We start from the raw sequence: 24,291 nt of genomic DNA, 5'->3' as shown, positions 1-24,291 counted from the left end.
GGCGCTGCCCGTGGTTTTTCGGCTAAGATCAATCAGCCAAACAGACTGGACAGCATTTTGGACTCCAAGATCAGCATATCCGACCGGCGGGAAAGCTTGCGGGATCAACAGATTTCGAGCGAGTTGGACGAAATCCACCAGCGAACCTTCGAGTATTTCTGGCTCGGCAGTCATCCTGCATCCGGCTTGGCCAGAGACCGTATGCGCTCCGATGGAACGTCCATCAACGAGATCGCTTCGATTTCGGGTACCGGCTTTGCCTTCATGGCCATTATCGTCGGTGTCGAGCGGCAGTGGATTACGCGGGATCAGGCGCTCCAGCGTGTTACGACCATGGTTCAGACGTTGAGCGGCGTCAAAAGGTTTCACGGAGCGTTTTCCCATTTTCTCCACGCGGAAACGCGTGAGGTCATCCCCTTTGGCCCGAAGGATGACGGCGGCGATCTGGTGGAAACCAGCTTTCTGTTGCAGGGGCTGATCTGCGCGCGAGAATATTTCTCGCGGCCCACCTTGGCAGAAACGCGGTTTCGCAGCCTCGCTCACGATATCATCACCAGTGTCGAATGGCGCTGGTACACTCGTAGAACCGATGGACCGCTGTGGTGGCACTGGAGCCCGAAATTCCGCTGGTGTTTCGACATTGCCGTCAGCGGATGGAACGAGGCGTTGGTCTGTTATGTGCTGGCTGCTGGCGCAGAAAACCATTTCATTGAACCTGCCAATTATCATCAGGGCTGGGCACGCTCCGGGGCGATGATCAACGGCAACACCTATCTTGGCACCTTCCTGCCGCTGGGAGAGCCCTATGGCGGGCCGTTGTTCCTGTCGCAATATTCCTTTTGCGGACTTGATCCACGCGGTCTGTCCGACCGCTACTGCAATTACGACGAACAGGTCAAAGCCCACACGCGCATCAATTACGATTATGGTCGCTCCAAATATCCGGATCAGGATTTCTGGGGCATGACGGCAAGCGATGGACCTAGCGGTTATGAGGTCCACTCTCCCACGCAGGATGATGGTGTGATCTCGCCCACCGCCGCTCTATCGAGTTTTCCGGTTCTACCGGAAGAGGCGACGAAAGCCGCACGCGCTTTTCTCAATTACAAGAATGGAGCGCTCGTCGGGCGATATGGCTTTGTCGATGCCTTCTCGCCCGCGACTGGCTGGGTTGCCGATACGCATCTGGCCATTGACCAGGGACCGGTGGTCGCGATGATGGAAAACCATCGCTCCGGCATTTTGTGGGCCCTGTTCATGAACGCGCCGGAGGTCCAGCGCGGCCTTGATCGGCTTGAATTCAAGCGAGACAGCCAGCAGGTCTGATGCCGCTTAATCCCGCGGCATGCCTTCCGGACGTGCCATGCGCCTTTGTGCACCGATACGGAAGGGCGCATTCATGGCGCCATAGCCATTATATTGCCCACGCCGCTCCACTATTTCGAAGAAGAAACCTTCGCCGAAGGTCTGGCTGTAAATCTGGAAATATTCGCCATTGTCATCGCGGTCATAGAGAATGCTGGAATCGCGCAGCGCATCCGAAAATTCTGGCTCGAGGCCGAAGCGCGCCTCCAGATCGTCATAATAGTTCCGCGAAATCGGCAGTGCCTGAAAGCCGCAGGCGTGCAGCTGTTTTGCCGTCGCAAAAATATCGTCGGTGGAAAATGCGATGTGCTGGATGCTGGTGCCGAAACCTTCCGCCAGAAACTTGCCGGCAAAGGTTTTGCGGTTGTCTGCACCGTTCATGGTCAGGCGGAAGTCCGGCTTTGGCAGGCTTTCGATGGCCTGGCTGCGCACGAGCCCGCCCGGCTCCACCACATCAACCATCGGCGTGCGACGCATCGAGAAGATCGAGGTGTAGAACAAAAGCCAGGTCAGCATCTCGTCATAGCGCGTGGTCTGGGCCAGATGGTCGATCCGTGTCAGTCCCGCATTGCCAGTGTTTTCCGGCGCCAGCGGCACGAATTCCTGCTCCCAGATGGAAGACAGGGCAGGGGAGTTGTCGAGGAAGTAGATGACACCGTTGCCGACACCCTGAATGGCCGGGATGGATGCCTCGCCACTTTTGCGAGGCTCAAAGAAGGTCGGGGCGCCCAGCGCTGCCGCGCGCTCCAAGGCTGCTGCCGCATCATCGACCTTGAGGCCGAAGGCATAGGCGTTGGTGCCGTGCACGGAATAAGAAGCACCGGCGAAACTGTCGCCCGTGCTATCCGTGTTGATGACAATGCGGATGTCGCCCTGCGTATAAAGCTCCACTTCGCGATTGCAGTGGCGGGCGGATTTGCTGAAGCCCAGCGTGGCAAGCAGTCTTTCGAGCCCGGCTTTTTCAGTAGCGCCCGTCGTGAACTCCACAAATTCGACGCTCGTCGTTTCCACAGGGTTGGGCATTTCCGGAACCGCGATTTTGATGTCAGGCTCCAGACGCTGCACCTTGTCCATGAGGTTGATCAGCGAGCGGTGGCCGTCTTCCGCCAGCAGGCGGGCGGAGCCGCCACGGAACTGGTCGTTGAAAATCTCCAGAGACAGCGGACCGGAATAGCCCGTAGCGGCAACCGCGCGCATGAAATCCACCACCGGCAGATCGCCTTCGCCCGGCATGTTACGGAAATGGCGGCTCCAGTAGAGCAAGTCCATGTCGAACAGAGGCGCATCGGCCAATTGCACGATGAAAATCTTATCGCCAGGAATGGAGCGGATCGAGTTCGGATCGATCTTGCGCGACAGCGTGTGGAAACTGTCGAGAATAATGCCGACATTGCTGTGATCGGCGCGACGCACCACTTCCCAGGCATCGCGATGGTCACTGATGTGGCGGCCCCAGGCGAGAGCTTCGTAACCAACGCGCAGGCCGTGTTTGGCGGCACGTTCGCCAAGTTCGTGGAAATCATTGGCGGCGCGATCAATGCCGCCAAGCGAAATTTGCGAAACATTCGAGCAGATCAGCATGAGATCAGTGCCGAGTTCACCCATGATATCGAACTTGCGCTCGGCCCGTTCGAATGCGCGCTGCCGGTGCTGATCCGGCATGCCTTCAAAATCCCGGAACGGCTGGAAGAGCGTTATTTCCAGCCCGTGATCGCGCACCATGGCACGAACCTCGCGGGGGGAGGCATCATAGGTCAGAAAATCATTCTCGAAGATTTCAACGCCCGAGAAGCCTGCCTTGGCAATGGCTGCCAGCTTTTCGGGAAACTCTCCGCTGATGGAAACTGTTGCGATGGAAGTCCGCATTGGCAGCTTTTGCTGCTCCGTGCCAGAGATGACCATATTGCCTTCCTTTCCGGTGTTATGTACTGATTGGTTAATAAAGACGGTTTCAGTTTGGGATGGGCTGACCGATTATGGGTGGACGATGACAAAAGCCGCGACTTCGAACCCGCCGGGCGCAACGCGCCAGGCAAAGCGCGACCCTGAAGGTGTTCGACGCGATATTCTCTCGGTTGCGATGGACGAGTTTTCGCAAAATGGCCTGTCCGGCGCGCGGATCGATGAGATCGCAGCGCGCACGCGCACATCCAAGCGCATGATTTATTACTATTATGGAGACAAGGAAGGCCTCTATCAACAGGTGCTTGAAGAAGCCTATGCCAAGGTGCGTGGTGGTGAAAGCGATCTGGAGCTGGACGGCATGGAGCCGCGCGCCGCGTTGGAAAAGCTCTGTCGTTTCACCTTCGATCACCATCGCCGGAATCCGGCTTTCATCCGCATGGTCATGATCGAGAACGTCCACCATGGCCGGCACATGCAGGCGTCCGAAACTATCCGCCAGCTGAACCGCCCGGCCATCGAGGCGCTGGAAAGCGTGCTTGCGCGCGGCCAGAAACAGGGACTGTTTCGCACGGGTATCGAAGCGCTGGAACTGCACTGGCAGATCAGTGCGCTGTCCTTCTTCAATGTCTCGAATGCCGCCAGCTTTTCGTTCATTTTCGGCAACAGCCTGTTTACGGAAGACGGGCAGGAAGCCTTGTCGAAGCATGTCGCGGACATGGTGTTGCGCTATGTGCTTCGGTTCGATCATGAGGGCGCTACCAAAACCGCCGGTTCGTGAAACGCGTCATGCGATAGCCTCGCGCTCGCACAGTTCCTTGAAATGCGCACTCATGCGGGCAGGGTCAGGTTCCTGGCCGGAAAACAGCCGGAACGCTCCGACGGCCTGAAACACCGCCATGCCGCCGCCCGGCAATGTCTCGCAACCCTTTTCGGCAGCTGCTGCGAGGAGTGCCGTGATCAGCGGCATATAGACGATATCGGCAACCCAATGACGGCTTTCAAGCAAGGCCGCAGGCACAGGCATGCCGGGATGCGCTGGCATGCCGACGGGTGTTGCATGGATCAGGCCATCCGCATGGGGAAGAGACAAAGCTGGGTCATCGACGGCAAACGCCCGGATGCCGTCGAAGCGCTCATTCAGCTTTTCCGCCAGTTGCTCAGCGCGCTTGATGTCCTGATCGAAAATATCGAGACGGCCGATCTCGAGCTTCAGGGCGGCATGGGCAACGGCCACGCCCGCACCGCCCGCACCGATCAACAGCGCTCGGTCGCGCTTGGCATTCGGAAGCCCGCGCTTGAAGCTCTCGTAAAAACCGTACCAGTCGGTATTGTGACCCGTGCGCTTTCCATCTTGAAAGACCACCGTGTTCACGGCACCCAGCATGCGCGCGTCATCAGACAGTTCGTGCAGATGGGAAATGACCTGCTGTTTAAATGGATGGGTGACATTGACGCCCGCAAACCCCCTGCCTTCAGCCTCGTCAAGAAGCTCTGGCAAAGCACTTTCCGGCACATGTCTGGTGTGTATGTCGATCAACTCATAAGAATAGTCGATACCATGTGCCGCGCCTTCCCTGATGTGCATGGCAGGCGTCTTGGAAAGCTGGATATCGGCACCAATCAGGCCGACCTTCAATGATGTTTTGTCTGTCATGGCTGGGCATTACTCATCGGACGGGAGTGACGAAAGGCATCGCAATTTTTGGAGAAAAAACGCCCATCAATGATGGGCGAGGATTTCACCGAGGAACGTGCGTGTTCGCTGATGTTTGGGGTCGCGGAAGAATTCTTCCGGTGGGGCTTCCTCGATGATCTCGCCGGATGCCATGAACACGACGCGGTCGGCAACCTGTCGGGCAAAGCCCATTTCATGCGTCACGCAGATCATGGTCATGCCGTCGCGGGCAAGGCCAATCATCGTATCTAGCACTTCCTTGACCATTTCCGGGTCAAGCGCCGAAGTCGGTTCGTCGAACAGCATGGCTTTCGGTTCCATGCACAGCGCACGCGCAATCGCGGCGCGCTGCTGCTGTCCACCGGAAAGCTGTGCCGGGTACTTGTCGGCCTGATCGAGAATGCGAACGCGCTCCAGATATTTGCGCGCGGTCTTCTCGGCGTCGGCCTTGGAAAGACCCTTGGCCCGCATGGGAGCCAAGGTGCAGTTTTCCAGAATGGTCTTGTGCGGAAACAGGTTGAAGTTCTGGAACACCATTCCGACTTCCCGGCGCACCGTATCGATGGCGCTGGCGGAATCGGTCAGCTTGGTTCCCTCGACGGTGATCGTACCCTTCTGGATTTCCTCCAGATGGTTGATGCAGCGGATCAGCGTCGACTTTCCCGAACCGGACGGCCCGCAAAGAACGATTTTCTCGCCTTTGCGAACCGAAAGGTTGACGTTTTTCAGCGCATGAAAGGCTCCATACCACTTCTCCACCCCTTCAAGAGCGATGAGCGGAACCTGCGCGGCGGTATCTTGCGGCATGGTAGCCTCCTGATTACTTTGCTGTGAACGAAATGTCTGGCAGGGATTCCGGGAACTTCGGAACCTCGCGCTTCATCCACTTGCTGTAGATCTTGGCCAGTTCGCCATCGCCCTTGATCTTGACGAGGAAGGCGTTGATCGTTTCGTTCCAGTCCTTTTCGCCCGGACGGGTGCCAGCGCCGTTGTAAAGCGTGGTCAGATCGAATTTGGTCTCATATTTGCCAGCGGCTGCGGCATTCAGACGATCGCCATAGAACTGGTTGCCACCGACAGCTTCGACCTGACCGGAGATCAGAGCCTGAATGTTTGCTGCATCATCGTCAAAGCGCAGAATATTGGCCTTGGTGCCTGCACCGGCAGTGATGGCGGTGTCCATAGCGCTGGACTTCGGTACGCCGACAGCAACGCCCGTAAGATCGTCGTAACCGGCAATCTTCTTGTCTTTTGGACCATAAACCGAAAGAACGTTACCGGCGTAGGGCTGAGAGAACTGAATGGTCTTGGCGCGTTCTGCGGTCATGCCCATGGTGGCAAACAGCACATCGACCTTGCCGGTCATCAGTGCCGGAATGCGGTTGGCGACGGCCAACGGGACGAACTCTGCCTTCACGCCGAGGTAATCAGCAAAAGCCTTGCCGATATCGGCATCGAGGCCATCCTGAACGCCTGAGGAATTGACGAAGCCCCAAGGGGAGTTGTCACCCTGAATACCGATGACGACTTTGCCCTTTGCCTTTGCTTCCGCCACCGTACCGGCGAATGCATCGACCGGTGCGACGAAGGGCAGGGCAGTGATTGCTGCGGCAAATGCGAGCAACGCGCGGCGGTTCATTTTCATGCTCTTGGATTTCATCTTTTGCTCCTCCTTACAAAGCTGATGAGAGTGATTTAGCGGGATGCGGTTTGCATCCGCTTTTCGACACCGGCGCCCCATAGCGAAAGCGGCCAGCAGATGAGAAAATAGATCAGGCCGACGATGGCAAAGACCGTCAGTGGCTTGAATGTTTGGTTGGAAACGATCTGCCCGGCGCGGGACAGTTCAACGAAGCCAACGATGGCGGCAAGCGACGTGCCCTTGATGAGCTGCACGAGGAAGCCGATGGTCGCAGGCAGGGAAATCTTGAAGGCCTGCGGCAGCACGACGTCTTTCATGCGGGAAACATAGTGTAGGCCAAGCGCCTTGGCGGCCTCCGTCTGACCTTTCGATACGGCCTGAATGCCGCCGCGCCAGATCTCGCCAAGAAAGGCGCTGGCATGCAGGGTGAAGGCAATCGCAACGGCAATCCAGGCATCGATGTTCAGGCCCACCAGACCCACACCGTAATAAACGACGAAGAGCTGCATCAGAAGCGGTGTGCCCTGAAAGACGGCAATGTAACCGGCAGTCACGCGCTGGCCGATTTTGCTTTCAGCCGTTCTGGCAAGCGCGACGCAGAGGCCGAATACGCCACCGCCGATAAAGCCGATGATCGTCAGCGCAATGGTCCATTTCAGACCCTGCATCAGGAAAAACAATTCGTTGGGACCGATGGATGTCATTGTTTTTACCTCACTTGACCGGATAGCTGAAGGAAAGGCGCGAAATCAGCGAGAAGATGCCCATCATCAGAGAGGAAATGACAAGATAAAGAAGCGTGATGGAGAAGTAGACCTCAAACGACCGGAAGGTTTCTGCTTCGATCCGCTGCGCAACCGAGGTCAACTCATAGGCTGCGATGGATGTGCAGACGGAGGTCGTCAGCGTCAGCATGATGAACTGGCTGGTCAGCGACGGATAGACCGCGCGCAGCGCAGGTTTCAAAATGATGTGGCGGAAGATTTGCGCGCGGCGCAGTCCCAGCGCAAGACCAGCCTCGACCTGACCTTTCGGCACCGCATCAACACCGCCGCGAATGATCTCGATGGCATAGGCGCCGCCATTCAAGGCCAGCGCAACGATGGCCGTCGTCGTTGGGTTGAGGCGCAGACCGATCTGCGGAAGTGCGAAGAAGATGAAGAAGATTTGCACGAGAAACGGCGTGTTGCGGATGACTTCCACAAAGGCGATGACCAGTGCACGAAGCGGCTTGAAACCAGAGCTGCGGGCAATGACGCCGAGAATGCCGATGATCGTTGCGAGGAACATGCCGACAATTGCAAGCCCGATGGTGGCGAGGCTGGCAAAAAACAGCTCGGGCAGGCGTTCGTACACCGCCGAGAAATCGAGCGTATAGGACATCTATCCTCCCCATTCCGACAACGCTTGTCTTGCGCTGCTCCATCCCGTTTCGTCTGCTTCCGATTGCCGGCGAATTCGCCTATCTCATACCGGTTGCACTGAAAATCTACGCCTCCCGCGCTTTGACTTTCAGCAATTACAATGTTTGTACCAGTTAGTTCATTTCTGTCAAGCGCGGTGAATACGCGATGTGGTGGATATCTGAAACCGCTTTTTTGCCACTGCTGAAAGCTGTTTTGCAGGCCGCTTGCGCATCAGAATTTGGCCTGCCGATTTGAAAAGCCTCGCGTCGGTGCAGTCGCTACCTTTATGTTTTCCTTATGTGTCCTGCCGATCTTCGCAATCGAACCCTGACCCGGTCCGGATTTAGGGTGTTCTCCTGAACCAACCGGAGAAACCGATGTCCGACCTTGTTTTCGTTCTTCTCGGAAGTGCGGTGCTGATCGCTTTTGCGCTGTATGCACGCGCGCTCAACAGGCTGTGAGGGTGATGTGATCGAGCCTTTATTTGCGCTGGCCGTTGCCGCTGCCCTTGTCGTCTACCTCGTCGTGACGCTGCTGCGTCCCGAACGCTTCTGATTGTCTGGAGAATCCCCATGACCATTCTCGGGTGGCTGCAGATCAGCCTCCTTTTCGTTGCCGTGCTCATCACCGCCAAACCTCTCGGCCTCTACATGGCAAAGGTTTTCGCAGGTGACCGCACTTTCCTTTCTCCATTGCTGAGCCCAGTCGAGAAGGGGATATATCTGGCGGCGGGCACCGGCCCCAACAAGGAGCAGAGCTGGCTTGCCTATACGCTTTCCATGCTTGCCTTCTCGCTCGCCAGTTTCCTCTTTCTCTATGCCATCCTACGGCTGCAAGCCTATCTGCCGCTTAACCCGCAGGGCTTTGCAAATGTGCCATCGGATTTGGCGTTCAACACCGCCGTCAGCTTCGTCACCAACACCAACTGGCAGAATTATGCCGGTGAAGCGACCATGAGCAATTTCAGCCAGATGGTCGGCCTGTCGGTACAGAACTTTCTGTCCGGTGCGGTGGGCATTGCGCTTGCGGTGGCTTTCACTCGTGCCTTCGCTCGCTCGCAGGCTACCACGCTCGGCAATTTCTGGGTCGATATGACCCGTGCGACGCTTTACGTTCTGCTGCCGCTCGCCGTCATCGTCGCACTCGTTTTCGTCTGGACCGGCGTTCCACAAACACTGGATGGCAGTGTCACCGCAACCACGCTGGAAGGCGCTCAGCAGGTTATCTCGCTGGGACCGGTTGCCAGCCAGGAGGCCATCAAGCAGCTGGGCACCAATGGCGGCGGTTTCTTCAATGCCAATGCCGCTCATCCCTTCGAAAATCCGACCGCCTTTGCCAACTACCTCAATATCTACGCCATGTTGGCCGTCTCCGCAGCGCTGGTTTACTGCTTCGGCCAGATGGTCGGCAATCGTCGGCAGGGCTGGGTTCTGCTCTCCGCCATGGCCTTCCTGCTGATCGCAGGCGTCATCACGATCTATTGGGCGGAATCATCCGGAAACACTATTTTGACCGCGCTCGGTGTCGATGCCGCGCAGGGCAATATGGAAGGCAAGGAGGTTCGTTTCGGCCAGGCCATGACGGCGCTTTATGCAGCGGTAACGACCGGCGTGTCCAATGGTGGCGTCAATGGCATGCTTGGTTCCTTTACCGGACTTGGCGGTCTGGTGCCCATGTTCCTCATCCAGCTGGGTGAAATTCTGCCCGGCGGTGTCGGCTCCGGTCTTTATGGTATGCTCGTTTTCTCGCTCCTGTCCGTCTTCGTCGCCGGGCTGATGGTCGGTCGCACGCCGGAATTTCTGGGCAAGAAGATCGAAGGGCGTGAAATGAAATGCGCCATGCTGGCGGTGCTGATCCTGCCCGTCGCGATCCTAGGTTTCTCCGCAATTTCGGCAGTGCTGCCGGCGGCGGTTGCCAGCATCGGCACGGCGGGTCCGCATGGGCTTTCGGAAATACTCTATGCCTATACGTCTTCCGCCGGCAACAATGGCTCGGCCTTCGGTGGCCTTTCGGGCAATACGACCTGGTACAATACGACGCTTGGGCTTGCCATGCTGCTTGGTCGTTTCGCTTACGTCATTCCGGTCATGGCCATTGCCGGTTCGCTTGCCGCCAAGGTCCGCGTTCCCGCCTCCAATGGAACATTCCCGACGGATGGGCCGCTGTTCGTTGGTCTGCTGATCGGCATCATCATCATTCTTGGCGGTCTGCAATATTTCCCGGCTCTGGCCCTTGGCCCCATCGTCGAACATTTCGCGATGCTTGCCGGTCAGACGTTCTAAAGGAAAAAATTCATGTCACAAAAGCCAGCAAAACCTGGTCTTTTCGATCTTTCCATCATCGGGCCCGCCGCACGGCAGGCCTTTGTGAAGATGGACCCGAGACAACTCATGCGCACGCCGGTCATCTTCGTGACCGAGGTAGTGGCGGCGATGGTCTCGATCCTGTTTCTGCGCGATCTCGTCACCGGCAATGGCACGGCTGTTTTCTCCGGCCAGATTGCCGCCTGGCTGTGGTTCACGGTTCTCTTCGCCACCTTTGCCGAAGCAGTCGCTGAAGGCAGAGGCCGCGCGCAGGCGGAAAGTCTGAAGCGCGGACGGTCTGATCTCACTGCCAGACGTATTGGTGCCAATGGCGAAGAGGAGGCGGTGCCCGCCACTGCGCTGAAGGTAGGGGACGTCGTCATCGTAGATGCCGGGGAGCTTATCCCCGGCGATGGTGAGGTGATCGAGGGTGTCGCTTCCGTCAACGAAAGCGCCATCACCGGTGAATCCGCGCCCGTTATCCGCGAATCCGGCGGCGACCGTTCTGCCGTCACCGGCGGCACGCAGGTTCTGTCCGACCAGCTCAAAATCCGCATCACCACGCCACAGGGCGCAAGCTTCGTGGATCGCATGATTGCGCTGATCGAAGGTGCAGAACGCCAGAAAACACCAAACGAAATCGCGCTGTCTATCCTGCTATCGGGCCTGACTCTGGTTTTCCTCATTGTCGTCGTTACCATCTGGGGCCTTGCGGGTTATTCGGGCACAGTCCTCACGGTCACCGTGCTGGCTGCGTTGCTCGTAACCCTCATTCCAACGACAATCGGCGGCCTGCTCTCGGCCATCGGTATTGCCGGTATGGATCGCCTCGTTCGCTTCAACGTCATCGCCACCTCAGGCCGGGCGGTCGAGGCGGCGGGCGATGTCGATACGCTGCTGCTGGACAAGACCGGCACCATTACCTTTGGCAACCGTATGGCATCCGATTTCATCCCGGCACCGGGCGTTACACCGCAGCAATTGGCAGAAGCGGCACTGCTCGCCAGCCTCTCCGATGAAACGCCGGAAGGCCGCTCCATCGCTGCGCTTGCAACGGGTGAGTTCGGCCTAGCAACACCGAAGGCGGTAGCCGATCAAACCATCGCTTTCAGCGCGCAGACGCGCCTATCGGGTATCGACATGGGCACTCATCGGCTGCGCAAAGGCGCAATCGATGCCGTGCTGAAATTTACCGGCATCTCGGACAAGGAAGCCCCGGCTGAGTTCATGCAGGCCGTGGACAGTGTCGCCAGGTCAGGCGGTACGCCGCTGGGCGTGGCCGATGGCAATCGCCTGCTTGGCGTCATTCACCTCAAGGATGTCGTTAAACCCGGCATCAAGGAACGTTTCGCGGCCCTGCGTGCCATGGGCATCCGCACCGTCATGGTCACAGGCGATAACCCGGTCACTGCCGCTGCAATCGCCTCGGAAGCCGGTGTCGATGACTTCCTGGCCGAAGCAACGCCCGAGGACAAACTGGCCTATATCCGCCGCGAGCAGCAAGGCGGTCGCCTGATCGCCATGTGCGGCGATGGCACCAATGACGCACCCGCGCTGGCTCAAGCCGATGTCGGCGTTGCCATGCAAAGCGGCACGCAGGCGGCACGCGAAGCCGCCAACATGGTCGATCTCGACTCCAGCCCCACCAAGCTCATCGAGATCGTTGAAATCGGCAAGCAGCTTCTGATGACGCGCGGCTCGCTGACGACCTTCTCCATCGCCAATGATGTCGCCAAATATTTCGCGATCATCCCGGCTTTGTTCGTCACGACCTATCCGGCACTGGCTGCCTTCAACATCATGGGGCTGTCCACGCCGCAATCGGCCATTCTGTCCGCCGTCATCTTCAATGCGCTCATCATCATTGCGCTCATTCCGCTTGCGTTGAAGGGCATTGCCTATCGGCCAACAAGCGCCGCGTCGCTTCTGCGTAGAAATCTCCTGATTTACGGCCTTGGCGGACTGCTGCTGCCTTTTGCCGGTATCAAGATTGTCGACCTCGCCGTTTCGGCCCTGCATCTGGTGTAATCATGTTCAAACTTCTCAGACCCGCTTTCGTTTTTCTCGTCCTTCTGACACTCGTCACCGGCATTGCCTATCCGCTCGCCGTCACCGGCATCGCCCAGACGGTCATGCCGGAACAGGCCAATGGCACGCTGATCAAGCGCGGCGAAACCATCATCGGCTCGTCCCTCATCGGCCAGAATTTCACTTCCGAGCGTTACTTCTGGCCTCGTCCGTCCGCCACATCGCCGGACCCTTACAACGCCTCCGCCTCGTCCGGCTCCAATCTCGGTACGACTTCTGCCAAGCTGCGCGACCGTGTGGAAGGTGATATCGGACGGTTGAATGCTGCTGGCATCACCGGCGCAGTTCCAGCCGATGCCGTCACCACATCCGGTTCAGGGCTCGACCCCCATGTTACCCCGGAATTTGCCGAAGCGCAGGTTGCGCGTGTGGCACTTGCGCGGCAGCTGCCGCGGGAGCAAATTCGTGCGCTGGTTCAAAGCCATACGCAAGACAGGGTGTTTGGAATTGTCGGCGAACCGCGCGTGAATGTGCTAGAGCTTAACCTTGCGCTGGATGCGCACAAGAGCTGATACGGATGCCGACAAACGAGCCCTACGAGACGAACCGTCCCGACCCTGACGCATTGCTTGCCCTGGCGGATAAAGACCGCCGGGGCAAGCTGACGATTTTTCTGGGCGCAGCCCCCGGTGTCGGCAAAACCTATGCGATGCTGAACCGCGCTCAGCGATTGCGTGCTGATGGCACGGAGATCGTCGTCGGGCTGGCAGAGACCCATGGCCGTAGCGAAACCTCGGCCCTTCTGGAAGGGCTGGAAATATTGCCCCGCCTCTCCGTGTCCTACCACGGCAAACAATTGGAGGAGTTCGATCTGGATGGCGCGCTGGCCCGAAAGCCTCGCATCATCATCGTGGACGAACTCGCGCATTCCAACCCGGAAGGCTTCCGGCACCCCAAGCGCTATCAGGATATCGATGAACTTATCGATGCCGGGATAGACGTATGGACGGCGCTCAACATCCAGCATCTGGAAAGCCTGTCCGATCTTGTCGCCCAGATCACCGGAGTCAATGTGCGCGAGAGAATTCCAGATACGGTGCTGAAAAGGGCCGATGAAGTCCTGCTTGTGGACTTGCCACCCGCAGAGTTGATCACCCGCCTTGAAGACGGCAAGGTCTATCTGCCCGCAAGCGCAAGGCGCGCCGCCGACCGTTTCTTCCGACTTGGAAATCTGACAGCGCTCCGAGAACTGGCGCTGCGGCGCACGGCAGACCGGGTGGACGATCAGATGATCGATTACCTGCGCCAGAACGCCATTGAAGGGCCATGGGCGACGGCGGAAAGGCTTCTCGTCTGCATCGGTGCCGATGATCTGTCCGAAAAAGTCGTCCGCGTTGCCAGCCGCCTCGCCTCGGGCCTCAACGCGCCATGGCTGGTCGTCAATATTTCCCATTCCGACCGGGAAACCCTTGATGACGAGGATTTGCGGCGCATAGACGATACCTTCCGGCTGGCGGAAAAGCTGGGCGCAGAAACGCGGCGTGTGACCGGCAGCGATTTCGTGACCGAAATCATGAAACTCGCCAAGCGCGAACACGCCACACAAATCGTTATCGGATCCCATTGCCGTCAATGGTGGCGAAACCCGCTGCGCACCAGCCTTGCCGACGCGCTGACCCGGGAAACGAGCGGCATTGGCCTCCATCTCGTCACCGCCGATGAAAAGACGTCGCATCGTGCCAGGCCAAAACCGGTCTGGCCGCGCCTCCCGACACTCGCCAAGCCCTTCGGTATTGCCTTTTTGTGCGTGCTGCCCGCCGCATTGATCGGCGCGCTGATCGACCGCATCGTCTATCTGCCGAATATTTCGCTGCTGTTTCTCATCGCCGTGCTCGGTGCCGCCACCTATGCCGGTTTCGCAGCCGCCTTGATGGCCGCGCTATTGTCTGCGCTCTCCTATAATTTCTTCTTCATTCCGCCGCTCTACACCTTCACCATTGCCTCGCCGCACGAGGTTTTCGCGCTCTTCATCTTCGTCGTAGCGGCAGTTCTTGCAGGTAGCCTCGGCTCGCGCATTCGTGAGCAGGCCAAGACTGCGCGGTCTCGTGCCGCCGCCATGCAGGCACTTTATGATTTCGCCCGTAAACTGTCCGGCACTGCCGATGTCGATGAAGTCCTGTGGGCCGCGGTTACGCAACTGCACGCGGGGATCAACCGCAACATCGTTCTGCTTCGGCCCAATGGCGATGCGCTGGAAACCGCAGCAGCATGGCCGCCGGATGCGGAACTGGGCATCGCCGAAATCGCTGCCGCCCGCTGGGCCAACACGAAGAAGGAACCAGCCGGTGCCGGCACCGGTACGTTGCCCAATTGCCGTTTCCAGTTCAGGCCGCTCACCAGCCCGCACGGCGTTGTCGGCGTTTGCGGTTACGAGGTCGGCGACGAGGCGCTGGATTCCAATGCCGAGCGCATGTTTTCCGCCATCATCGACCAGACGGCGACGGCCATCGACCGCGCGCGCCTCTCCTCGGAAAGTGCCGAACAGTCCTTGAGGCTGGAAAGCGAACGTTACCGGGATGCCCTGCTATCCTCCATCTCCCATGATCTGCGCACGCCGCTTGCAACGATTACTGGCGCGGTGACCAGCCTTCGCGAACTGGGGGAGCGGATGACGCCGGAAAGCCGCGACGATCTTTTGCAATCCATCGAGGAGGAGGGCGCACGGCTTAGCCGCTTCGTCGCCAACCTTCTGGATATGACGCGGATTTCAACCGGCACCCTGAAGGCCAAGCGGGACTGGGTGGATTTGGGTGATGTCGTGCGTTCGGCAACCGAGCGGGCGCGGAAATACTTTCCAGCCCAGACCTTCGAAACAGGTATCGCCACCGACCTGCCCTTGATGCGGGGAGACAGCGTTTTGCTGGAACAGGTTCTGTTCAATCTTCTGGACAACGCTGCGAAATATGGAGGCGGTGAGCCTGTCAATATTTATGTCCGCAGGGACGGAAAAGAGGTCGCGATTTCCGTGACCGATATGGGCAAGGGCATTCCCGCTGCCGATCTCGACCGCATTTTCGAGAAATTCTACCGACGTTCGAAAGCCGACGGGCGTTCGCCCGGCACCGGCCTTGGGCTTTCCATCGCCCGCGGTTTCGTGGAAGCGCTGGGCGGTCATATTTATGCCGAAAGCCCCGCCGTCAGGAAGAGAGGCACTCGCATTGTCATGCGTTTCCCGATAGAGGAAAAAGACCGGAATTCAGGATCGCCATGACACTTGCCCGCATCCTTGTCGTTGACGACGAGCCGCAAATCCTGCGGTTTCTTCGGCCTGCCCTGGCAGCGGCTGGTTACGAGGTCATCGAAGCGGGAACCGGCGCAGATGCCCTGAAAGCTGTTGCCACCGCCGCGCCTGAAGTCGTCATTCTCGATCTCGGCCTGCCGGATATGGACGGCAAGGATGTCATCAGCAGCCTGCGCGGCTGGTCGACCATTCCCATCATCATTCTTTCGGCACGCGACCGCGAAACCGAAAAAATTGCCGCACTCGATCTCGGTGCCGATGATTACATCGAAAAGCCCTTCAGCATCGGTGAACTGACCGCCCGTATCCGCACCGCCATGCGCCACGTCGGCAATGCCAGCAAGACGCTGTCACTCGTCAATGCCGACGGGCTGACGGTCGATATGGTCCAGCGTATTGTTTCACGGGATGGCAAGGCCATTCGGCTGACACCCAAGGAATATGATCTGCTAACGCTTCTGGCCCATCATGCAGGCCGTGTCGTCACCCATCGAACGCTCTTGACCTCTGTGTGGGGTCCCGCGCACGAGGAAGACATGCATTATCTGCGCGTCTTCATTGGCCAGCTTCGACAGAAGGTCGAGCGAGATCCGGCCCAACCCAAAATCGTCCAGACGGAGCCGGGTGTCGGTTACCGGCTGGTCAGCGATTAGTCTAGAGATCGCACGCCTCAAATTTCCTTGCGTGAAACCCACTCTGCCGCTGCTTCGATGGATTTGAACTCGATCATCGAGCGTGAGGAGATCGATGGCAGCCGGTCTTTCGCTATGGACGAGAGGTCACCGCCGGGCAGCAGTTCCAGCAGCGTCGTGCAGCCGATTTCCTTCAGGCTTTCCATGCAGCCCCGCCAATCGATGCGTGTTTCCAACTGTGCCGAAAGCCGTTGGATTGCCATGTCTCGCGAGCGGACGGACGCGCCGTCGATGCCAGCCAGAATAGGGGCGGTGGGGTTTCTAAACTCCGTCTCTTCTAACGCCTTTGCAAAAACCGAAACGGCGGTGTGCATCAGCGGTGTGTGCGAAGCGACCTTGACGGCCAGACGCGTAACGTGTGCGCCACGCCGTTCGGCATCAACCGTTGCCGCCGCAATATTCTCCACGGGACCAGCGACGACGAAGCGGTCGTCGCCGTTGCAGATGGCGATATGGACGGTATTGGCGGTGCAGATCGGTGCCAGCGTTGTCTCGCGCAGACCACGGATGGCGATCATGCCTGATGGTGCGGGGTAGGCTTCATCCATCAGCTTTGCCCTGAGACTTGCGAGCCGGATGAGGTCTTTCGCGCTGATCGACCCGGCGCAGCCATAGGCCGCCAGTTCACCGATGCTGTAGCCGGCGAAATATGATGGGTCGGGAATATTATGTTTGATGACACTGAAAGCGGCCAGTTCGACGGTGCAGATCACCGGCTGCGCGATTGCGTTCTCGTGAAGACGCCCCTCGCTCAAAACCGCATCGATTGTGGCTCCCATAACATCATGAAAGGCGTCGAACACGCTTGCGGCTTCCGGTTCGCCACGCAGACGGTCGATCATATCGGGTGCCTGCGCGCTCTGGCCGGGGCAGAGGATGCCGAGCGTCATGGCAGCGCTTCCAGATCATGCAGGAAGATCGTGCAGGACAAGAGATCGGCAGCACCGCCGGGCGAAATCCGGTGGGCGCAGAAGGCGCGGTGGAGATCGGTTGCTCGCGCCAGATGATCCCGCGCAAACACGCCACCTGATGACAGGAAATCACGCGCTTCTTTTTGCACATAATCGAGGCCATCCCGACCGGCACGATGGAGAATATTCGTGTCGTTGAGTACGGACATGATGGCAAAGAAGCTTTGCAGCGAAGCAGCTGTCCGGATGCCTCCCTGTTGCAATGTGTCCTGAAAGGCTGGCAGCGCCACCTCGCGAAGTACTGCGTAACCACCCGCCGCCTGCTGCCGCGCACCATCGCCGCCATGTCTGGCAAGCGCCCGTGAGCCGTTGGAATCGACAGGTTCGCTGGCTAGAATGTCAGCGCCCCACAGGTCGGCCACGGTCTGGCAAATGGTGTTGGCATCGAGCGGCAGATTGTTCGAGACGCGATATCCCGCCGCTGCCGACAGAAGGCCGAGATTGAAGATCGCGCCGCGATGCGTGTTGATCCCGCCCGTTGCCGCCATCATCCGCCTTTCGGCATCGATGCCTAGCTGTTGTAATCGCGCGAAATCGCTCTCACCTGCCGAAGCGACCTGCGGGAAGTAGCTTCTCAGCGAAAACAGGCTTCGCATAAACGTCGCCATGGTCATGTCATCATGCGCGCCATTGTCGATGGGGCTGACGAGACCGGGCTTGGGATAAAGCGCTAGTTCAGTATAAAGAGCGCGGATAGCCAGCCTGCCGATGGTGCGGCTGAGATCGCGTGGGGCATCGGGTTGCTCGAGAATGCTGGGCAGCATCATATTCATGCAGCCATCCCTTCAAGCTTCATGAGCTTGGCCAGCGACACCAGTTGCGGTCCACCATGCTGCTTCACCAGAACATGGCCCGGCTGCCCTGCATATTCCCGCAGATTGATACCCGCCCCATTGGCGAGAACCAGTTCGCCATCCAGACGCGGCATTTTTTCTACATCTAGGAGCGCGCGGATACCTGTGAGCGCATCGGTGTTTGCAGGCGCGGAGACCAGAAGGTCGAGGTCAGAGGTTGGGCGCAGATGGCTTTCGCCGGATAAATGCGACCACGCCAGCGACCCGAAGACCGACAAGGACAATCCTTGCAGCTCCGCCACCTTCAAAACTGCGTTGATCGTCGGCTGCCACTCGTCGGGCGCACTGCTTGCCGCAGCCTGAAGCGTCACCGGCGGCAAAATCTGCTTGATGGCGCCCAACTGAACTCGAAGCCCGTAGCGCTGCTTCTGCGGCGTCGAAAGTCCAAGACGGACCGTGGTCGCCTCATCGCCAGCAGTGGAGGAGGCCACGACCAGCGGACGCCCCTCGTCGATCCAGTCGAAAAGCACATCACCCCCAGCCATGCCGCAGGGGGAAATGTCCGCATGGTCTCGCCATGACGGTTTCAGGGTAACGAAGCGATGCCTGTCAGGCCGCGTCATGCCGCACCCGTTGAGAAACGGAGCGCGCTAGCGTGCGCCCTTTGCGCTGTTCGCCATAGTCGCGGCGGGTGTCGCTGATTGGGTCTTGCCGCTCTTGCAGCGCTTTCACCAAAGCAGCGGCGAGATCGCCATCCCAGGTTTCACGCACCGCACCCATGGCAACGTAATTGGCCACACCGGGCGCGAAGACCGCGCTATCTTTCGATAATTCCTCCAGCCGCTCCACGGGAATTTTGGTGACGCGTGACATGGCGGGCAGGTTCATGACCCGCACCTCGGCCTCCGGCAGCGCGTAACACGCATCCGCCAGAAGGCTGGAAGAGAGGAAACCGGCACTCACAGCTTCTCCATAGACGAGGCCGATGATCCGATGTCCACGCCTGCGCGCCACATCGATGCATTTTGCCAGATGCGCGATATAGCCGTTGAGCCCCAGCAACTCGTCGCGACGCGCCATCTTCTGCCCAGCAGTATCCACCAGAAGCAGTATCGGGCTTCCCGGACGCTCCTTCATGATGCGGATGACTTCAGCCGCTATGCGCATGGCCAAATCGATGCCGATATGCGCCTTTTCGCGCGTGCCGATGACCGATACGGATTCGGCACCTGATTTTGCCGTGCCTGCGAAGAAAAGGCCATCGGATGCGATGTCGTGTCCCTGTGGAAACAGCCGGTCGAACAATACTTCAGGCGTTATCATGCGCTTTTCCTCCCATCGACAGCCCTGTGGAACTCCTCGGTCGTCATCAGCGGAATCTGCTCCACATTGGCGATATTGAGCCCCGACCAGATGTCGGTGGCATCCTGCACGCCGCCGAAACGGCTCAAGCGCGCAGCAAGTTCGGCATGTTCCGCTTCGATGGCGTCAAGATCGAGAGGTTTCGCCGTGCCAAGAAGCGCAATCGAAGCCTTTCTGAACGCATCCATATCGTCAGAGACCAGCCCCGCGGTTTCGCCCAGAATATAACGATGTTTGCCGCCCACGGTGCGCCAGACCAGTGCCTTGTCGGATGCATCAAACTCTTCCACACCCATGGTCGTCTCGATGACCTCTGGCCCGGAAAGACCAAGGCGGCCTTCTTCCGACATGACGATGGACGAGCAAAGACGCGACGCGATGCCCATGCCGCCGAAGACGCCGTAGCGACCGCCATCTAGCACGATGACAGGAATGCCAGCAGCGCGTAGATTGAGAATCGCGCGCATGATTTCGGAGACGGCGATCAGCCCGGCATTGGCCTCATGCAGCCGCACGCCGCCGGATTCCAGCAGCAACAACACCGCGCTTGGTTTTTCATCCAGCCCGCGCTCCAGCAGGCCGGTGATCTTGGCGCCATGCACCTCGCCCACCGCGCCACCCATGAAGGCACCTTCCTGCGCCGCGACGAGGACGGGCTTGCCATCCAGCGTGCCCTTGCCCACCGCCACGCCATCGTCAAAGGCGGCGGGGGAGCCCAGAACGCGCAAATGCGGGCTTGTCACGCGGTCTTCCGGAGGCAGAAGTTCGATGAAACTGCCTGCGTCAAGCAGACCGTCGATGCGCTCGCGCGCTGTTGCCTCGTACCAGCTCCTGCTCATGATATCGCCTCGCTGCTTCTGCTCGAATAGACGTGGAGCGCCTGGTCCAAACGCAATGCCACAACCGCAGGTGTGGCACCCGCATCGTTGATCGAAACCTTTACGTCACCGATTTTCCAGCGGTCGAAGACATCGGAAAGCACCGCCTGCCAGATCGTGCCGAAGCCAACTGCCGCCGTTTCCACTTCCACTCGGCATTTGCCGGAAAGGTCGCAGGCTTCGACCAGAACTTCGAGATTTCCAGAGCCGAGAACGCCGGACAGAATGGGCTTGTTGCGTGCCGCGAGAACGGTGCCGCCCTCGAATTCATATTCCAGTTTTTCCATTGTGAAACCTCACCAGTTCCTGAACCGGGCAGGGGGGCGATAAAGGCCACCCGATGCGCGGACGAGATCTTTCATCGATTTGGCGGCCAGCAGATCGCGGGTCGCCAGCGACACATCGACACCCAGATCGGCAGGGCGTTTGATGATGCCACGATCCCGCAGATTTTCCACCATGCGCTTGTCACGACCAAGGCCGACCGCCGTGTAACCCGCCACGCCGCGAATGGCCTGTTCGCGTTCTTCCGGTGTGCGGCAGAGCAGCAGGTTGGCAATGCCTTCCTCGGTCAGAACATGGGTCACGTCGTCGCCATAGATCATCACCGGCGGCAGATCGAGACCCGCGGATTCCGCCAATTGCCAGGCATCCAGTTTTTCCACGAAGGCTGGCGCCATATGTTCGCGGAATGTCTCCACCATCTGCACGACAAGCTTGCGCCCGCGCGGCATGCTGCCGGTGGCCGCTTCTTCACCCGCCTTTAGCCACGCTTTGGAACCATGCCTGCGGCCCCGCGCGTCGGACCCCATATTGGGCGCACCGCCGAAACCGGCGATACGGCCAAGTGTGGCGGTGGAGCTGTTGCCGTCAAGATCGATCTGCAAGGTCGAGCCGATGAACATGTCGCAGGCATAAAGCCCTGCGGTCTGGCTCAGTGCCCGGTTGGAGCGCATGGAGCCGTCGCGACCCGTAAAGAACACGTCTGAGCGGGCACGGATGTAATCCTCCATGCCCAGTTCCGAGCCGAAGGAATGAACGCTTTGAACAAAGCCCGCCTCGATGGCCGGGATCAGTGCCGGGTGCGGGTTGAGCGCCCAGTGCGTGGCGATCTTGCCCTTTAGGCCCAGGCTTTCGGCATAGGTCGGCAGAATGAGTTCGATGGCTGCCGTGTCGAAACCGATGCCGTGGTTGAGGCGCGTTACGCCATATTCGGCATAGATGCCCTTGATGGCCATCATCGCCATCAATACCTGAATTTCAGAAATCTGTGCCGGATCGCGGGTGAAGAGCGGCTCGATGTAGTGCGGCTTCGGGCTCTGGACGACGAAATCCACCCAATCGGTCGGAATATCGACGCGTGGCAGAACGTCCACGATTTCGTTGACCTGCGCGATCACAATGCCCTGTCGGAACGCCGTCGATTCAACGATGACAGGCGTGTCTTCCGTATTTCCGCCGGTATAGAGATTGCCCGCCCGGTCTGCCGCCTGTGCACAGACGAGGCTCACACGCGGTGTCAGGTCTGTGAAATAACGGCCGAACAGTTCGAGATAGGTGTGGATCGCGCCGATTCGCAACTGTCCGGCGCTCAGCATGCGGGCTAGACGCGCCGCCTGCGGTCCAGAAAATGAGAAGTCCAGCTTGGATGCGACGCCCTTTTCGAAGACGTCGAGATGTTCCGGCAGCGCCAGCACGGATTGCACGATGTGTAGATCATGAACCACCTGCGGGTTCACATTGGCCAGCGCCTTTGCCAGAAAATCGGCCTGTTTCTGGTTGTTCCCTTCTATGCACAGCCGGTCGCCCGGCTCGATCACCGCTTCCAGCAGCGCAGTAATGGCGTCTGCCTTGACCACTTTGCCATTGGCGAGCGGTGATGCTCGCTCCAATCGGCTGGCGCGGTTTGTCGCAAGTTTATTCCACATGAATGCGCCTCCACTGCATTTATGCTTATATGTATTCCCAAGCTTAAATTATATCAACGTATAAATTCATTATTGCCTATTCGTAATTTTTGCGCATACATAAGCCATGGGTTGTGCGGGGACGCCGCATACGGATGGCAAACGGCATGAGGGTGCCGCTTCCACTTGAACCCTCTGGCTTTGGGAGGAGCTGTCATGTCATCAGAAGTGATTACAATTTTGGGCTTGGCCGTCATGTTCATCGTGGCCACCGCCTTGCCGATCAATATGGGCGCGCTGGGTTTTGCGCTCTCGTTCATCATCGGCACGCTCGTCGTGGGCATGAGCGTCAAACAGATTTTCGAAGGTTTTCCGGGTGACCTCTTCGTCACGCTCGTCGGCATCACCTATCTCTTCGCCATCGCGCAGAACAACGGCACGATTGACTGGCTGGTTCAGGCCTGCGTTCGCGCTGTGCGTGGCAAAATATCGGCCATTCCATGGGTCATGTTCTTCGTCTCGGCTTTGTTGACCGCCATCGGTGCCGTCAGCCCGGCGGCTGTGGCCATCATCGCGCCGATTGCGCTGCGCTTTTCGGCCAAATACGGTATCAATCCACTGCTCATGGGCATCATGGTCATCCATGGCGCGCAGGGTGGCGGCTTCTCGCCCATCAGCATTTACGGCGGCATCACCAATCAGGTCGTTGCGCGCGCCGGTTTGCCGGGCGATGAAACGGTTCTTTTCCTCGCCAGCCTCGGCTTCAACCTACTGATCGCCATCGGTGCCTTCCTTGTTCTTGGAAGAAAATCGAAGACGGCGGCTGTCGGCAACGGCGCGGGTAATGTGTTTATGCCCGGTGTGTCGGTGGATGTGCGCGGCAGTGGCGGTCATATGGCGGTCGATCCGCGCCAGCGTGAAACCGAATTGACCGAAGTCACCACCACCGGCAAGCTCGATCTCGAGCAGGCTTTGACACTGACCGGTCTGGCAGCACTCGCCATCCTGTCTCTTGCCTTCAGCCTCAATGTCGGTCTGGTCGCCATGTGCGTTGCCGTCGTGCTGGCGCTGGTTTGCCCGCGTGGCCAGAAGGGTGCCGTCGACAAGATTGCATGGTCCACGGTCCTGCTGATTGCCGGCGTCATCACTTATATCGGCGTGTTGGAGAAATCCGGTGCCATCACCTTCGTCGGTAACGGTGTGTCCGCCCTTGCCATGCCGCTCCTCGCAGCCCTGCTGCTGTGCTATATCGGTGGCATCGTCTCGGCCTTCGCCTCATCAGTTGGCGTCATGGGTGCCATGATCCCGCTTGCGGTGCCAATGTTGATGCAGGGTGAAATCAGCACGCCGGGCATGATTGCAGCGCTCGCTATCTCCGCCACCATCGTCGATGTCTCGCCCTTTTCAACAAACGGCGCACTTGTCGTCGCCAACGCCCAGAATGTGGATCAGACGAAGTTCTTCAAGACGCTGCTTTATTACAGCGCGCTGGTTGTTGCCGCGGGCCCACTTCTTGCATGGCTCGTCTTCGTGGCTCCGGGCTGGCTTTGATCCCAGCCTGAACCACCTGTTTGTCCGTCTTCGTTAACAGCAAAGCTGGAGGCCATATGTCCCAGAATATCTATCCGGTTTCCAAATCCACGAAAAAACGCACCCTTGTTGACAACGACAAATACCTGAAATGGTATGAGCAGAGCGTGGAAGACCCCGACAAGTTCTGGGGCAAGCATGGCAAGCGGATAGACTGGTTCAAGCCTTATACCAAGGTCAAGAACACCTCGTTCAAGGGCAAGGTGCCGATCAAGTGGTTCGAGGATGGCCTGACCAACGTCTCGTACAATTGCATCGACCGTCACCTGAAGACTCATGGCGAGCGCACGGCGATCATCTGGGAAGGCGACAATCCCTATATCGACAAGAAGATCACCTATAATCAGCTTTATGACGCGGTGTGTCGTCTGGCCAATGTGATGAAGAAGCACGGCGTCAAGAAGGGCGACCGGGTGACGATCTACATGCCGATGATCCCCGAGGCCACCTATGCGATGCTGGCCTGCGCCCG

General features: G+C 58.7%; 23 protein-coding genes. 10 read left to right on the top strand and 13 right to left on the bottom strand.

What is annotated here, in order from left to right; translation table 11 throughout:
- The first annotated feature begins 57 nt into the window (after positions 1 to 57).
- Positions 58 to 1,326, top strand: coding sequence for a glucoamylase family protein (locus ABUK73_RS22265; protein ID WP_353579162.1), 1,269 nt, complete (start codon positions 58 to 60; stop codon positions 1,324 to 1,326).
- Positions 1,327 to 1,332: 6 nt separating this feature from the next.
- On the opposite strand, the gene ABUK73_RS22260 is transcribed toward ABUK73_RS22265, so the two are convergent.
- Positions 1,333 to 3,231: a bifunctional sugar phosphate isomerase/epimerase/4-hydroxyphenylpyruvate dioxygenase family protein gene (locus ABUK73_RS22260; RefSeq protein ID WP_353579184.1), complete on the bottom strand. Its 1,899-nt coding sequence runs from the start codon at positions 3,229 to 3,231 to the stop codon at positions 1,333 to 1,335.
- A gap of 121 nt (positions 3,232 to 3,352) precedes the next feature.
- On the opposite strand from ABUK73_RS22260, the gene ABUK73_RS22255 reads away from it, so the two are divergent.
- On the top strand, positions 3,353 to 4,048 hold the full coding sequence (locus ABUK73_RS22255; protein ID WP_353579161.1) for a TetR family transcriptional regulator: 696 nt from the start codon (positions 3,353 to 3,355) through the stop codon (positions 4,046 to 4,048).
- A gap of 6 nt (positions 4,049 to 4,054) precedes the next feature.
- Here the strand turns inward: ABUK73_RS22255 and ABUK73_RS22250 are convergent, their stop codons facing one another.
- The 5 genes from ABUK73_RS22250 to ABUK73_RS22230 all read right to left on the bottom strand — a co-directional run bounded on the left by ABUK73_RS22250 (position 4,055) and on the right by ABUK73_RS22230 (position 7,970).
- Positions 4,055 to 4,924 (bottom strand): shikimate dehydrogenase, encoded by an 870-nt coding sequence (locus tag ABUK73_RS22250; RefSeq protein ID WP_353579160.1) that lies wholly within the window; start codon positions 4,922 to 4,924, stop codon positions 4,055 to 4,057.
- A gap of 66 nt (positions 4,925 to 4,990) precedes the next feature.
- Positions 4,991 to 5,752 (bottom strand): amino acid ABC transporter ATP-binding protein, encoded by a 762-nt coding sequence (locus ABUK73_RS22245; RefSeq protein WP_353579159.1) that lies wholly within the window; start codon positions 5,750 to 5,752, stop codon positions 4,991 to 4,993.
- Between the two features lie 13 nt (positions 5,753 to 5,765).
- Entirely contained in the window at positions 5,766 to 6,605 is an 840-nt protein-coding gene (locus tag ABUK73_RS22240; RefSeq protein ID WP_113089619.1) for a transporter substrate-binding domain-containing protein, read from the bottom strand.
- A 35-nt stretch (positions 6,606 to 6,640) separates the two neighbouring features.
- Entirely contained in the window at positions 6,641 to 7,291 is a 651-nt protein-coding gene (locus ABUK73_RS22235) for an amino acid ABC transporter permease (protein ID WP_113089620.1), read from the bottom strand.
- A 10-nt stretch (positions 7,292 to 7,301) separates the two neighbouring features.
- A complete protein-coding gene (locus tag ABUK73_RS22230) occupies positions 7,302 to 7,970 on the bottom strand; it encodes an amino acid ABC transporter permease (protein ID WP_353579158.1) in 669 nt (222 codons plus the stop codon).
- 458 nt (positions 7,971 to 8,428) lie between these two features.
- On the opposite strand from ABUK73_RS22230, the gene kdpF reads away from it, so the two are divergent.
- From kdpF to ABUK73_RS22200, 6 genes are read left to right on the top strand one after another with little or no spacing between them, the layout of a single operon-like run.
- Positions 8,429 to 8,548, top strand: a complete 120-nt coding sequence (gene kdpF / locus ABUK73_RS22225; protein WP_113089622.1) for a K(+)-transporting ATPase subunit F — start codon at positions 8,429 to 8,431, stop codon at positions 8,546 to 8,548.
- A gap of 17 nt (positions 8,549 to 8,565) precedes the next feature.
- Positions 8,566 to 10,275 (top strand): potassium-transporting ATPase subunit KdpA, encoded by a 1,710-nt coding sequence (gene kdpA / locus ABUK73_RS22220; protein ID WP_353579157.1) that lies wholly within the window; start codon positions 8,566 to 8,568, stop codon positions 10,273 to 10,275.
- Positions 10,276 to 10,287: 12 nt separating this feature from the next.
- Complete coding sequence (gene kdpB, locus ABUK73_RS22215) at positions 10,288 to 12,324, top strand: potassium-transporting ATPase subunit KdpB (protein WP_353579156.1); 2,037 nt, start codon at positions 10,288 to 10,290, stop codon at positions 12,322 to 12,324.
- Positions 12,325 to 12,326: 2 nt separating this feature from the next.
- Positions 12,327 to 12,896, top strand: coding sequence for a potassium-transporting ATPase subunit KdpC (kdpC, locus tag ABUK73_RS22210; RefSeq protein ID WP_353579155.1), 570 nt, complete (start codon positions 12,327 to 12,329; stop codon positions 12,894 to 12,896).
- Between the two features lie 5 nt (positions 12,897 to 12,901).
- Positions 12,902 to 15,595, top strand: a complete 2,694-nt coding sequence (locus tag ABUK73_RS22205; protein WP_353579154.1) for a sensor histidine kinase KdpD — start codon at positions 12,902 to 12,904, stop codon at positions 15,593 to 15,595.
- Positions 15,592 to 16,278: a response regulator gene (locus tag ABUK73_RS22200; protein ID WP_113089627.1), complete on the top strand. Its 687-nt coding sequence runs from the start codon at positions 15,592 to 15,594 to the stop codon at positions 16,276 to 16,278. The genes ABUK73_RS22205 and ABUK73_RS22200 overlap by 4 nt, the downstream gene beginning before the upstream one ends.
- A gap of 17 nt (positions 16,279 to 16,295) precedes the next feature.
- On the opposite strand, the gene ABUK73_RS22195 is transcribed toward ABUK73_RS22200, so the two are convergent.
- From ABUK73_RS22195 to mdcA, 7 genes are read right to left on the bottom strand one after another with little or no spacing between them, the layout of a single operon-like run.
- A complete protein-coding gene (locus ABUK73_RS22195) occupies positions 16,296 to 17,207 on the bottom strand; it encodes an ACP S-malonyltransferase (RefSeq protein ID WP_353579153.1) in 912 nt (303 codons plus the stop codon).
- Complete coding sequence (mdcB, locus tag ABUK73_RS22190; RefSeq protein ID WP_353579152.1) at positions 17,204 to 18,061, bottom strand: triphosphoribosyl-dephospho-CoA synthase MdcB; 858 nt, start codon at positions 18,059 to 18,061, stop codon at positions 17,204 to 17,206. The genes ABUK73_RS22195 and mdcB overlap by 4 nt, the downstream gene beginning before the upstream one ends.
- Positions 18,058 to 18,705, bottom strand: coding sequence for a malonate decarboxylase holo-[acyl-carrier-protein] synthase (gene mdcG / locus ABUK73_RS22185; protein ID WP_353579151.1), 648 nt, complete (start codon positions 18,703 to 18,705; stop codon positions 18,058 to 18,060). The genes mdcB and mdcG overlap by 4 nt, the downstream gene beginning before the upstream one ends.
- Positions 18,692 to 19,405, bottom strand: coding sequence for a biotin-independent malonate decarboxylase subunit gamma (mdcE, locus tag ABUK73_RS22180; protein ID WP_353579150.1), 714 nt, complete (start codon positions 19,403 to 19,405; stop codon positions 18,692 to 18,694). Before mdcE ends, mdcG begins: the two co-directional genes overlap by 14 nt.
- Positions 19,402 to 20,283 carry a biotin-independent malonate decarboxylase subunit beta gene (locus ABUK73_RS22175; RefSeq protein WP_353579149.1) on the bottom strand — a complete coding sequence of 294 codons (882 nt, stop codon included), beginning with the start codon at positions 20,281 to 20,283 and terminating at the stop codon, positions 19,402 to 19,404. Before ABUK73_RS22175 ends, mdcE begins: the two co-directional genes overlap by 4 nt.
- A complete protein-coding gene (mdcC, locus tag ABUK73_RS22170) occupies positions 20,280 to 20,609 on the bottom strand; it encodes a malonate decarboxylase acyl carrier protein (RefSeq protein ID WP_353579148.1) in 330 nt (109 codons plus the stop codon). The genes ABUK73_RS22175 and mdcC overlap by 4 nt, the downstream gene beginning before the upstream one ends.
- 9 nt (positions 20,610 to 20,618) lie before the next feature.
- Positions 20,619 to 22,250: a malonate decarboxylase subunit alpha gene (mdcA, locus tag ABUK73_RS22165; protein WP_353579147.1), complete on the bottom strand. Its 1,632-nt coding sequence runs from the start codon at positions 22,248 to 22,250 to the stop codon at positions 20,619 to 20,621.
- Positions 22,251 to 22,445: 195 nt separating this feature from the next.
- On the opposite strand from mdcA, the gene ABUK73_RS22160 reads away from it, so the two are divergent.
- Together ABUK73_RS22160 and ABUK73_RS22155 are read left to right on the top strand one after the other, a co-directional pair.
- Positions 22,446 to 23,780, top strand: coding sequence for an SLC13 family permease (locus ABUK73_RS22160; RefSeq protein WP_353579146.1), 1,335 nt, complete (start codon positions 22,446 to 22,448; stop codon positions 23,778 to 23,780).
- 56 nt (positions 23,781 to 23,836) lie between these two features.
- Positions 23,837 to 24,291: acetyl-coenzyme A synthetase N-terminal domain-containing protein (locus tag ABUK73_RS22155; RefSeq protein WP_353579145.1), on the top strand; the 455-nt coding region annotated here is incomplete at its 3' end.

Source organism: Agrobacterium vacciniicorymbosi, from assembly GCF_040427045.1.
GTDB lineage: Bacteria > Pseudomonadota > Alphaproteobacteria > Rhizobiales > Rhizobiaceae > Agrobacterium.
Note: the sequence above shows the minus strand (reverse complement) of the source record. Positions and strands in the feature narration are given on the sequence as shown.